Origin of the sequence: Streptomyces sparsogenes, assembly GCF_001704635.1 — a bacterium.
In the GTDB taxonomy this organism is placed as follows: Bacteria; Actinomycetota; Actinomycetes; order Streptomycetales; family Streptomycetaceae; genus Streptomyces; species Streptomyces sparsogenes.
Genome location: NZ_MAXF01000110.1, coordinates 55714 through 67621 on the forward strand (window position 1 = coordinate 55714; position 11908 = coordinate 67621).

At 74.3% G+C, this 11908-nt stretch carries 9 protein-coding genes; 5 read left to right on the forward strand and 4 right to left on the reverse strand.

Annotation, left to right across the window (positions count from 1 at the left end):
* Positions 1 to 101 precede the first annotated feature (101 nt).
* From BBH68_RS23400 to BBH68_RS23410, 3 genes are read left to right on the forward strand one after another with little or no spacing between them, the layout of a single operon-like run.
* Positions 102 to 929, forward strand: coding sequence for an enoyl-CoA hydratase family protein (locus tag BBH68_RS23400; protein WP_065965443.1), 828 nt, complete (start codon positions 102 to 104; stop codon positions 927 to 929).
* Positions 926 to 3208 (forward strand): bifunctional salicylyl-CoA 5-hydroxylase/oxidoreductase, encoded by a 2283-nt coding sequence (locus BBH68_RS23405; RefSeq protein ID WP_065965444.1) that lies wholly within the window; start codon positions 926 to 928, stop codon positions 3206 to 3208. The genes BBH68_RS23400 and BBH68_RS23405 overlap by 4 nt, the downstream gene beginning before the upstream one ends.
* A gap of 12 nt (positions 3209 to 3220) precedes the next feature.
* The gene (locus BBH68_RS23410) at positions 3221 to 3769 is read left to right on the forward strand and encodes a DinB family protein (RefSeq protein WP_174589076.1); all 549 of its coding nucleotides are present in this window, start codon (positions 3221 to 3223) and stop codon (positions 3767 to 3769) included.
* An 85-nt stretch (positions 3770 to 3854) separates the two neighbouring features.
* Here the strand turns inward: BBH68_RS23410 and BBH68_RS23415 are convergent, their stop codons facing one another.
* Both BBH68_RS23415 and BBH68_RS23420 read right to left on the reverse strand, forming a co-directional pair.
* Entirely contained in the window at positions 3855 to 4709 is an 855-nt protein-coding gene (locus BBH68_RS23415) for a PaaX family transcriptional regulator (RefSeq protein WP_065965491.1), read from the reverse strand.
* A gap of 4 nt (positions 4710 to 4713) precedes the next feature.
* A complete protein-coding gene (locus BBH68_RS23420; protein WP_065965445.1) occupies positions 4714 to 6384 on the reverse strand; it encodes an AMP-binding protein in 1671 nt (556 codons plus the stop codon).
* Between the two features lie 266 nt (positions 6385 to 6650).
* Here BBH68_RS23420 and BBH68_RS23425 point away from each other — a divergent pair, with 266 nt between their 5' ends.
* Together BBH68_RS23425 and BBH68_RS23430 are read left to right on the forward strand one after the other, a co-directional pair.
* Positions 6651 to 7775 (forward strand): acyl-CoA dehydrogenase family protein, encoded by a 1125-nt coding sequence (locus BBH68_RS23425; protein ID WP_065965446.1) that lies wholly within the window; start codon positions 6651 to 6653, stop codon positions 7773 to 7775.
* A 122-nt stretch (positions 7776 to 7897) separates the two neighbouring features.
* Positions 7898 to 8290 carry a RidA family protein gene (locus tag BBH68_RS23430; RefSeq protein WP_065965492.1) on the forward strand — a complete coding sequence of 131 codons (393 nt, stop codon included), beginning with the start codon at positions 7898 to 7900 and terminating at the stop codon, positions 8288 to 8290.
* An 89-nt stretch (positions 8291 to 8379) separates the two neighbouring features.
* Here BBH68_RS23430 and BBH68_RS23435 read toward each other — a convergent pair whose 3' ends face one another.
* Positions 8380 to 10449: a CocE/NonD family hydrolase gene (locus BBH68_RS23435; protein WP_065965447.1), complete on the reverse strand. Its 2070-nt coding sequence runs from the start codon at positions 10447 to 10449 to the stop codon at positions 8380 to 8382.
* A complete protein-coding gene (locus BBH68_RS23440) occupies positions 10449 to 11768 on the reverse strand; it encodes an ATP-grasp domain-containing protein (protein ID WP_065965448.1) in 1320 nt (439 codons plus the stop codon). Before BBH68_RS23440 ends, BBH68_RS23435 begins: the two co-directional genes overlap by 1 nt.
* Positions 11769 to 11908 lie beyond the last annotated feature (140 nt).

An 11908-nucleotide genomic window follows, 5' to 3' on the forward strand; every position in this document is an offset into this window, starting at 1 on the left:
GCGTTCCTCGACCTTTATCGCGTACTCGTGACGACAGTTACACGAGAGTGATAACTTCGGAGGGCAGGCACCAGCCGTCCGGCTGAAGGAGACCCTGGCCCATGAGTCCGTTCACCGGCTCCGCGACCGGGACCGAGGAGTGGCGGCATCTGCGCCTGACCCTCGACTCGGGTGTCGCGACCGTCACCCTCGCCCGCCCCGAGAAGCTGAACGCCCTCACCTTCGGCGCCTACGCCGATCTGCGCGACCTGATCGCCGAGCTGGCCCGCGAGGGGTCCGTACGGGCCCTGGTGCTGGGCGGGGAGGGCCGCGGGTTCTGCTCCGGCGGCGACGTCGACGACATCATCGGCGCCACCCTCGCCATGGACACCCGCGAGCTGCTCGACTTCAACCGCATGACCGGGCAGGTCGTGCGCGCCCTGAGGGAGTGCCCCTTCCCCGTGGTCGCCGCGGTCCACGGGGCGGCGGCGGGCGCGGGCGCGGTGCTGGCCCTGGCCGCCGACTTCCGGGTCGCCGACCCCTCGGCGCGCTTCTCGTTCCTGTTCACCAAGGTCGGGCTGTCCGGCGGCGACATGGGCGCCGCGTATCTGCTGCCGCGCGTGGTGGGCCTCGGGCACGCCACCCGGCTGCTGATGCTCGGGGATCCGGTGCGCGCCCCCGAGGCCGAGCGCATCGGCCTGATCAGCAAGCTCGTCGACGAGGGCCGGGCGGCGGCCGAGGCGGCCGCGCTGGCCCGCCGCCTCGCCGACGGGCCGGCGCTGGCCCTCGCGCAGACCAAGGCGCTGCTCACGGCGGAGCTCGACATGCCGCTGGGCGCGTCGATCGAGATGGACGCGGTGACGCAGGCGCTGCTGATGAACAGCGCCGACTACGCCGAGTTCCACGCCGCCTTCACCGCCCGCCGCCCGCCCGACTGGCAGGGGCGATGACCCCCCAGGGGGAGCGCCCCCTGAGGATCGCCGTCGTCGGCGGCGGCCCCGGCGGCCTGTACGCGGCCGCGCTGCTGCGCCGCCGGCTCAGCCCCGGCCCCGAGGTCACCGTCTGGGAGCGCAACGCGCCCGACGACACCTTCGGCTTCGGTGTCGTCCTCTCCGACGAGACCCTCGGCGGCATCGAGCACGCCGACCCCGCCGTCCACGACGCCCTGCGCCGCGACTTCGTCCGCTGGGACGACATCGACGTCGTGCACCGCGGCCGGACCCTCACCTCGGGCGGCCACGGCTTCGCCGCGCTCGGCCGGCGCCGCCTGCTGGGGATCCTGCACGAGCGCTGCCAGGCCCTCGGGGTCCGGCTCCGGTTCCGTACGCAGGCGCCGCCCGCCGCCGAGCTGGCGCGCTCGTACGACCTGGTGGTCGCCGCCGACGGGGTGCACAGCGCGACCCGCCGGGCCCACGCCGACGCCTTCCGGCCCCGGCTGACCACCCACCGCTGCCGCTACATCTGGCTCGCCGCGGACTTCGCGTTCGACGCCTTCCGCTTCGAGGTGGCCGAGACCGAGCACGGCGTGGTGCAGCTGCACGGCTACCCCTACCGGCCCGGCGCCAGCACCGTCATCGTCGAGGCCCACGAGGAGGTCTGGCGCCGGGCGGGCCTGGACCGGCTGGACGAGCGGGAGTCCACGCGGTGGTGCGCCGAGCTGTTCGCCGACGCGCTCGAAGGCCGCCCGCTGCGCGGCAACCGCTCCCAGTGGACCGCCTTCCGCACGGTCGTCAACGAGCGCTGGTGGCACGGCAACACGGTGCTGCTCGGCGACGCCGCGCACACCGCCCACTTCTCGATCGGCTCCGGCACCAAGCTCGCCATGGAGGACGCCGCGGCGCTCGCCGACCACCTCGCGGCCCACCTCGGGGAGCGCTCCCCGGTGCCCGGGGCGCTCGCCGCGTACGAGGCCGAGCGCCGCCCGGCCGTCGAGTCGACCCAGCGCGCCGCCCGCGCCAGCCTGGAGTGGTTCGAGAACCTGGCGCTGTACGTGGACCAGCCGCCCCGCCGCTTCGCCTTCAACCTCCTCACCCGCAGCCGCCGCGTCACCCACGGCAATCTGCGGCTGCGCGACCCCGCCTTCGTGACGGCGGTCGAGCGCGAGGCCGCCCTGCCCCCGGCCACCCCGCCGATGTTCACCCCCTTCCGGCTGCGCGGCCTCACCCTGCGCAACCGCGTGGTCGTCTCGCCCATGGACATGTACTCGGCCGACGACGGCACGCCCGGCGACTTCCACCTCGTCCACCTGGGCGCGCGGGCGCTGGGCGGCGCGGGACTGGTGATGACCGAGATGGTGTGCGTGAGCCCCGAGGGCCGCATCACCCCCGGCTGCACCGGCCTGTACCGCGACGTGCACGAACGCGCCTGGCGCCGGGTCGTGGACTTCGCGCACACCGCGTCCCCGGGCACCGCCATCGGCGTCCAGCTCGGCCACAGCGGGCGCAAGGGCTCCACCCGGCTGATGTGGGAGGGCATGGACGACCCCCTCCCGCGGGGCAACTGGCCGCTGTCCGCCCCCTCCCCGCTGCCCTACCGCCCCGGCGTCAGCCAGGTCCCCCACGCCCTGGACACCGCCGGGCTCGCCGAGATCCGCGCACAGTTCACGGCCGCCGCGCGGCGCGCCGCCCGGGTCGGCTTCGACCTCCTCGAACTCCACTGCGCCCACGGCTATCTGCTCTCCAGCTTCCTGTCCCCGCTCACCAACCACCGCACCGACGCCTACGGTGGCACCCTCACCGCCCGGCTGCGCTACCCCCTCGAAGTCTTCGACGCCATACGGGAGGTGTGGCCGGCCGACTCCCCGATGACGGTCCGCATCTCCGCGACCGACTGGGCCGAGGGCGGCACCACGGCGGACGACGCGGTCGCCGTCGCGGCGGCCTTCGCCGCCCACGGCGCGGACGCCGTCGACGTCTCCACCGGCCAGGTCGTCCCCGACGAGCGCCCCGACTTCGGCCGCTCCTACCAGACCCCGTACGCCGACCGGATCCGCAACGAACTGGGCGTCCCCGTCATCGCGGTCGGCGCCATCTCCTCCTGGGACGACGTGAACTCCCTGCTGCTCGCGGGCCGCGCCGACCTGTGCGCCCTGGGCCGCCCCCATCTCTACGACCCGCACTGGACCCTCCACGCCGCCGCGGAACAGGGCTACACCGGCCCCGGCGCGCCCTGGCCGCTCCCGTACCGGGCGGGCAGCAGAAAACCCCCGACGGGCCGCGCCGACCGGTAAATGATGGTCGCCATGACGAAACGCAGAAGGGGCGATCTGTTCGTCCCCGAGGACCAGGACCGCCGGCTCGACGCCCCCACGACCGGTGACGAGCGGGGCATCCTCACCGGCGCCCTGGCGGCCCAGCGCAGCACCCTGGAGCTGAAATGCGCGGGGCTGGAGGGGGAGTTGGCCCGGCCCTCCGTGGAGCCCTCCACGCTCTCGCTGCTCGGCCTGGTCCGGCACCTCGCCGATGTGGAGCGCCGCTGGTTCCGTCGCGTCCTGGCCGGGCAGGACGTGCCGCTGCTCTTCTCCACGGACGAGGAGCCCGACGGGGACTTCGACGGCGCGGTGTCCGATCCGGCGGTCGTCGCCGAGGCGTGGGAGGCATGGCGAGGCGAGGTGGCCTTCGCCGAGCGCTTCGTCGTCGAGGCGCCCGACCTGGACGTCACGGGGGACGACGGATGGCGCGGGGCGGTCTCGCTGCGCTGGGTCCTGATCCACATGATCGAGGAGTACGCCCGGCACAACGGCCACGCCGACCTGCTGCGGGAGCGGATCGACGGCGCGATCGGCGTGTGACGCCGGCCGCCGGGCCCCGCGCCGGGCCCGGCGTCAGAGCGTCAGGCCCCGCGTCGGCCCGGCGTCAGAAGTTCAGCCCCCGGCGTCAGGCCGCCACCACATCCCGCACGTACGCCGCCCCCGCGTCGCGCAGTCGGTCGTGCAGCGCCGCGAACACCTCCGCCGCCCGGACGCCGGGCCAGTCGGCAGGCAGCAGCGCGGCGGGCAGCCCCGGGTCGGCGTAGGGGAGGGAGCGCCAGGAGTCCAGGGCGAGGACGTAGTCGCGGTAGGCGTCCTCGGGGTCCGGCGCTCCGCCGTCCGACCAGCGGGCGAGCACCGGCTCGTGGGCGTCGAGGAAGGCGCGGTGCAGCTTCGCCAGGTGTTCCAGGTCCCACCAGCGGCGCACCGCGCGGGCCGTCGGCTCGAAGCCCGCGTGGCCGCCGCGGAAGAGGTCGACGTACGAGGACAGTTCGAGGCGGGCCAGGGTGTGCCGGGTCTCCTCGTAGAGGTGGTCGGGGGCGACCCACACCCCGGGCGCGGCGGTGCCGAAGCCGAGCCGGGCCAGCCGCGAGCGCAGCAGGTGCCGCTTGTGGCGCTCGTGTTCGGGGACCGAGAAGACGGCGAGCAGCCAGCCGCCGGTGCCCCCGTCCGCGCCCGGGCGCCCGTAGATGCGGCGGTCGCCGTCCTCCAGCAACTGGCGCGCGTCCGGGGACAGGGCGTATCCGGCCGCCCCGGCCCGCGTGCGGTCGGCGACGAGCAGCCCGCGCCGCTTGAGGCGGGAGACGGCGGAGCGTACGGAGGGCGCGTCCACGCCCACCGCGCCCAGCAGCCGGATCAGCGCGGCGACGGGGACGGGGCCGGGCGGGCGGTCGTCCGGGTGCCCGCCCGGGTGGCCGTCGCCGCGGCCGTAGGCGCCGTAGAAGGTGACGATCAGGGAGCGGGGCGTGTGCTGGCCGGTCACGCGCTTACTGTAAGCCGCCGCCCGCACCCCGCCTGCCGCGCTCCGCCGTTCCGTCCCGCAGGCGGTAGCGCTGGAGCTTGCCGGTGGGGGTGCGGGGCAGGGCGTCCAGGAAGACGAACTCGCGCGGGCACTTGTACGGGGCCAGCTCCGAGGCGACGAACTCCCGCAGCGCCGCGGCGGTCTCGTCCGTCCCCGCGACGCGCGGCCGCAACACCACATGGGCGACCACGACCGCGCCCCGCCGCTCGTCCGGCCGCCCGGTCACCGCGGCCTCCACCACGTCGGGGTGGCGCAGCAGCGCATCCTCGACCTCGGGGCCCGCGATGTTGTACCCGGCCGAGATGATCATGTCGTCGGCGCGTGCCACATAGCGGAAGTAGCCGTCCGGGTCGCGGATGTAGGTGTCCCCGGTGAGGTTCCAGCCGTCCCGTACGTACTCGCGCTGCCGCTCGTCCGCCAGATAGCGGCAGCCCGTGGGCCCGCGCACCGCGAGCAGCCCGGGCCGGCCGTCCGGGACCGGCCGCAGCCCGGCGTCCGTGTGCTCCACCACCCGCGCCTCGAAGCCGGGCACCGGGACGCCCGTCGCGTCCGGCCGGATCGCGTCGTCGGCGGCGGAGATGAAGATGTGCAGCAGCTCGGTCGCCCCGATGCCGTTGATGATCCGCAGCCCGGTCGCCCGGTGCCACGCGTGCCAGGTGGCCGCGGGCAGGTTCTCCCCGGCCGAGACGCAGCGGCGCAGCGAGGAGATGTCGTACGCGTCGCCGCCCGCCAGCCGCGCCAGCATCGTCCGGTAGGCGGTCGGCGCGGTGAACAGCACGGAGATCCGGTGGCGCGCGATGTCGGCCAGCAGCCGCTCCGGCCCGCCCCAGTCGGCCAGCAGCGCCGACGCGCCCGCGCGCAGCGGGAAGACGACCAGACCGCCGAGGCCGAAGGTGAAGCCCAGGGGAGGGCTGCCCGCGAACACGTCGTCGGCGCGCGGCCGTAGCACCTGCGCGGAGAAGGTGTCGGCGATGGCCAGCACATCGCGGTGGAAGTGCATACAGCCCTTCGGCCGTCCCGTCGTCCCGGAGGTGAAGGCGATCAGCGCCACGTCGTCGGCGGAGGTCGGCACCGCCTCGTACGACGCCGGCGCGGTGGCCGCCAGCCGCAGCAGGTCCCCGGGGCCGTCCCCGCCGTAGTACGTCGCCCGCAGCCCCGGCACCGCGGCCCTCTCCAGGTCGTCCGCGCATCGGATGTCGCACAGCGCGTGCCGTATCCGGGCCGCCTCGCAGATCGTCGCCAACTCCCGGGCCCGGTGGGCGGCCAGCACGGTCACCGCGACCGCCCCCGCCTTCATCACGGCCAGCCAGCACGCGGCCAGCCACGGCGAGGTGGCGCCGCGCAGCAGCACCCGGTTGCCGGGCACCACCCCGAGCGCCCCGGTGAGCGTGTGCGCGATCCGGTCGACACGCGCGCGCAGCTCCCCGTACGTCCACACCTCGCCCGTCGCCGAGCGCACCGCGACCCGGTCCGCGCCGTACCGCTCGACGGTGGCGTCCAGCAGCTCGGCGCCGCAGTTGAGCCGGTCGGGGCGGGGCGGCCCGGGCAGGCCGAGGAGGAAGGCGGGCCACTGGCCGGCGGGCGGCAGATGGTCCCGGGCGAACGTGTCGGTGTGCGCCGAAGGCCTCAGCTCCATCGCGGACGCGCCCCCTATGCCCGGCCTCATGCCTGCCCTGTGCATGCCGCTGTGCCCGCACATGCCCTGCCCGAAGTCGCCTTGTCAGCGTAACGTGATGGTGACGACAGTCAACAGATCGCGATAAACACTCCGCGCCGAAGGGGCGCGCCGCTGTCGAAAGGGAGAGCGCGCGGAGGCCCTGAGGAACGAAGGGCCGAGCACGGTCGACCGTCGACAGGGGCTGAGGCGCCCCGGAGGCAAAACCGAGTTACTGGGGGTGACCGGTGCCGTCGTTCGCACTCGATCCGAAGCAGCGGCGCTGGTGCGCCGAAGTGCGCTCCCTCGCCCGCGACCTGCTGCGCCCCCTCGCCGACAGCGGCCCGCCCGGCCGGGTCAACCGGCCCCTGACCGCCGCGCTCGGCGAACTCGGCCTGCTGCGGCGGCTGTTCCCGGACGACGGCCCGGTGCGCGCCCTCGACCTGTGCCTGCTGCGCGAATCGCTCGCCCGGGAGTGCACCGAGGCCGAGACCGCGCTCGCGCTCCAGGGCCTGGGCGGCTACCCGATCGTGCTGTCCGGCGGCCCCGAGCAGTACGCCCGCTGGATGCCCGAGGTCCGGGCCGGCCGCGCGGTCGCGGCCTTCGCGCTCAGCGAGCCGCAGGCCGGGTCCGACGCCGCCGCGCTCGCCCTGCGGGCCGACCCGGACGGGGCCGGCGGCTGGCGGCTGACCGGCGAGAAGTGCTGGATCTCCAACGCCCCCGAGGCCGACTTCACCGTGGTCTTCGCCCGCACCACCCAGGGCGCGGGCTCGCGCGGCGTCACCGCCTTTCTCGTGCCCGCCGACCGCCCCGGGCTCAGCGGCGAGCGGCTGGAGATGCTCAGCCCGCACCCCATCGGCAGCCTCGTCTTCGACGGCGTCCCGGTCACCCGCGAGGACGTCCTGGGCGCGCCCGACAAGGGATTCGGCGTCGCCATGCGCACCCTCGACCTGCTGCGGCCGAGCGTCGGAGCATTCGCCGTCGGCATGGCCCAGGCCGCGCTCGACGCCTCCGTGACCCACGCCGGCCGGCGCACCGCCTTCGGCGGCCCCCTGAAGGACCTCCAGGCCGTCTCCCACCAGCTCGCCGAGATGGCCACCCGCACCGAGGCCGCCCGCCTCCTGGTCTACGCGGCCGCCGCCGCGTACGACGAGGGCGCGCCCGGCATCGCGGGCAGTTCGGCCATGGCCAAGCTCCTGGCCACCGAGACCGCCCAGTACGTCGTGGACGCCGCCGTGCAGATCCACGGCGCCCGGGCGCTGCGCCGCGGCCACCTGCTGGAACACCTGTACCGCGAGGTCCGCGCGCCCCGGATCTACGAGGGCGCGACCGAGGTCCAGCGCACGATCATCGCGAGGGAGCTGTACCGATGACCGGCCCCACAGACCACACCGGCGACGCCGGACACCCTGCTCCCGCCGGGCGCCCCGGCCCCGCCGCCACCGGGCGCCCCAGGCCCCCGGCCGCGCCCCCCGAGTCCCCCGCCCCGCCCCCGCTGCTGCGCGTCAACCCGCCGCAGCTCTCCCCGCCCACCGGCTTCAGCCACGCCGTCACGGCCACCGGCGGCCGGCTGGTCTTCCTGGCCGGCCAGACCGCGCTCGACGGCGCGGGCTCGATCGTCGGCGCCACGCTCCCGGACCAGTTCCGCCGCGCCCTGACCAACCTGCTGACCGCCCTGGCCGCCGCCGGTGGCGCGCCCTGTGACCTGGCCCGGCTCACCGTGCACACCACCGACGTCGCGGCGTACCGCGCGTCCGCCCCGGAGCTCGGCCGGATCTGGCGCGAGCTCGCGGGCCGCGACTACCCCGCGATGGCGGTCATCGGCGTCGTACGGCTGTGGGACGAGGCGGCGCTGGTCGAGCTGGACGGCATCGCGGTGGTCCCGTAGGAGCCGGCGCGCCCGCCACGGCCGGCGCGCCCCGACCGCCGCGCCCCGACCCCCGCGGACACCCGGAGCGCCGCGCACGGACGCCGTGGTCACAGACAGTCGCGGGGCAGCGTCTCGTTCCAACTGCGGCAGAACACCCGCCGGTCGCCCTCGTAGCCGTCCAGCGTGGCGTCGATGGAGAACTCCTTCTCGTCACACCGCAGCTTGGTGCTGGTCACCACCCGTACGTCCCAGTCGTCGCGCCGGAAGCGCATGGTCCAGGTGGACTCGCCGCCGACCGAGGTGAAGTCGTCGGCGACGGCGGTGTAGCGCTCGTAGGCCCGGCGGCCCACGTCCAGCCCGATGTCCTCGACGCGCAGCGTGCCGGCGTCCTTGACGATCTCCAGCTCGGACCGGTAGCCGACCAGGTCGCGCTTGACGTCCCAGCGCTCCTCGCGGGGTGTCGTGCGGGTGGTGGCGACGGGGGGTGTGCCCTCGGGCTCGCCGAACACCCGCTGCAGCCGGTCGTCGCTCGGCTGCGGCCGGCGCACCGGCAGGGTGAGGGTGCCGGCGCCGTCGACCACGCTCAGCAGGACCGGCCTGGGCGGGGGCCAGGCGAGCGGCCAGTACGACGTGGACAGCGACAGCCGGATGCGGTGGCCGGGCGGGAAGGCCTGGCCCACCCCGTTGAGTTGCACGCGGGCGCGGTAGCGCCGGCCGGGCTCCAGCGGTTCCGGGTCGCCGATGGCCTGGTGGTGGGTGAGGTTCAGCACCCCGTAGGTGACCCGGGTGGCGCGGCCGTCGGGGGCCACGTCGGACAGCCTGGCGGCGACCATGGCGACCGGTTCGCTGGCCGACAGCTCCAGCTCCACGGAGGGGGAGCCGAGGATCTCCACCCGCTCGGTGAGCGGATCGGTCTCGAACACCAGCGAACCGCCGTCCTCCTCCCGCTGGTCGTACGGCAGGTCCGGGGGCGCGTTGTAGGAGGCCCACTTGCCGGCGAACTGGCCCACGGACAGCGGAGATTGCACGGTCAGCGCCTCGCCGTCCCCCTCCTGGCCGCCGAGCGCCTCCCCGGGCGCGTCCCGGCCGCCGGGCGCCACCCCGGGGGCGCCGATGCGGTGGCGGGTGAGCGGGTACGCGACCGGCTCGACGTGCGGGGACGGCCAGGTGGGCTCCCCGACCCAGCGGCCGGGCCGCTCCTCGTAGGAGGTGGACGGCGGCACGCTGTCCTGCATCCAGGTCACCAGCATGGGCCCGTCCATGACGCCGTTGTCCACGCCCTTGAGCCAGTGGTCCCACCACCGCACCACCTCCTGGAGGTACCCGATGGCGGGGCCGGGCTCGCCCAGGTGCGGGTACTTGTGCGACCAGGGGCCGATCAGGCCCTTGCGCGGCACGTCCAGACGGCCGAGGAGCCGGGTCACGGCGTTGGAGTAGCCGTCCGCCCAGCCGCTGGAGGCCAGCACCGGGCACTGGACGGCCCCGTAGTCCTCGCACACCGAGGCGTGCCGCCAGTAGTCGTCGCGGCGCTGGTGGCGCAGCCACTCCAGCACCCAGGGGCGGGCGTTCTCCAGCCGCTCCCGCCACATCCCGCGCCAGCGGTCGCCGACCACGGCCGGGTCCGGCGGGCAGGTGGCGTACGCGAACATGGTGCCCGCCTCGGCCAGGTTGTCCGACAGCAGGGCGCCGCCCATGTAGTGCATGTCGTCGGCGTACCGGTCGTCGGTGAAGGAGGCGATGACGATGGCGCGCAGGCTCGGCGGCCGCCGCGCGGCGACCTGAAGGGCGGCGAAGGCGCCCCAGGAGATGCCCATCATGCCCGTGTTGCCGTCGCACCAGGGCTGCTCGGCGAGCCAGGCCAGGACCTCCTCGGCGTCGCGCTGCTCCTGCTCCAGGTACTCGTCCGTCAGCACCCCCTCCGACTCGCCGGTGCCGCGCAGATCGACGCGGACGCACGCGTAGCCGTGGCCGGCGATGTACGGGTGGTGGATGGAGTCGCGCACGGCGGTCAGATCGCGCTTGCGGTACGGGATGTACTCCAGCACCGCCGGCACCGGCTCCTCGTCCGAGGACGTGGGACGCCAGACGCGTGCCGACAGCCGGACGCCGTCCGACATGGCGATGGTGACGTGCTCTTCTTCCTTCGTGGCGTACGGCAGATTGCTCACACAACGCATCAGCCGGTCCCTCGCTCCTTCCGCTCCTCCCCATGGCCATCGGGCGCGGCCTCCAGGGTCCTGTTCAGGGCGGCCACACAGCGGTCGTACTTCTCGCGCATGTCCTCCTCGGTGTCCCCGCCGGTGACGATGTGGGCGATCTCGAAGCTGTAGCTGTCCTGCTGCTCCAGCTGCGACAGCCGCTGCCCCCGCTCGGGCACCACGTCGATCCGCACCCCCGGGATCTCCCGCTCGATGCGCGCGATCTCCTCGGCGTCGGGCGTCCGCCGCACGACCCCGTCGGCGAACCACCGGTAGTACCACTTGGCGGCCATCCGGTAGCGGCCGGCGCGGTGGGGGAGGCTCGGGTCCTCGCCGAGGGCGAGGCCGAGCATGCAGTGGTGGTTGGCCACGCCGTCGACGTAGGCGAACAGCTCGGCGTGGGACTGGGAGTGCCGGGGGTTGATCTCCAGCAGATTGATCTCGTCGGTCCCCGGGTCGTAGAAGTACTCGATGCTGAACGTGGCGCCGTCCATGCCGATCTGCCGGATGACCCGCCGGGACACGTCGTGCAGCCGCCGGACCACCGGCTCCGGCAGCGTGGAGGGGTACTGGTGGCGCAGGAAGCAGGGGCTGTCGGGGTAGTCGATGGAGTCCAGCACCCCGTAGACGATCACCTCGCCCTCGTGGACGTATCCCTCCACCGCGACCTGCACCCCGGTCAGCGCCTCCTCCGCCAGGCACACCTGACCGCCCACCCCCCGCATCTCCGGCGGGAGATCCAGCCGTTCCAGGATGTACTCGAACGGCCTGCCCACCCGGCCGATGCCCTCCCGGATCTCGGCGACCGCCGCGCGGAACTCCTCCTCGTCCTTGACGCCGAACGCCAGCTCCGAGGAGTACGAGAGCGCCGGCTTGAGCCACATCGGGAAGCGCACCCCCTCCGGCGGCCGGGGATCGCGCGCCTCCAGATCGACCCGGCCGAAGCGCGGATGCTCGTCGATCACCTTCTGCTGCTCCAGCCGGCTCCAGTACTTGTGCTCGCACTTGACCACGGACTCGAGACTCGTACTGCGGGTGCCGTAGCGCTCGCTCAGGATCGGCACGAGCGTGCTCACCGGGAAGTCCCAGTAGCCGACGATCGCGTCGACACTGCCCTCGAAGGCGTCCAGCACGCCCTCGGCCCGCTTGATGAGATCCGCCACGGAGACCTCACCGACCTGCAGTTCCTCGATCGAGAGCAGACGGTGGAACCGGTACTGGTCCGCTCCCGGGACACGCTCGAGCGTCGGCACGTTCGCCTCGTCCAGACCGATCACAAAGATGTTCTTCTCGCCCACCGGGTCCTGCCTCCTCGACGACGCCGTTTCCGGGTGCCCGGGTACCCGCCGGCGGATCAGCCATCCCCATGTGTCCGATTGCGACGGCAGTGGCGACAGTTACGGTATGTGTACATTGTCAACATAGTGCACCCTGGAAA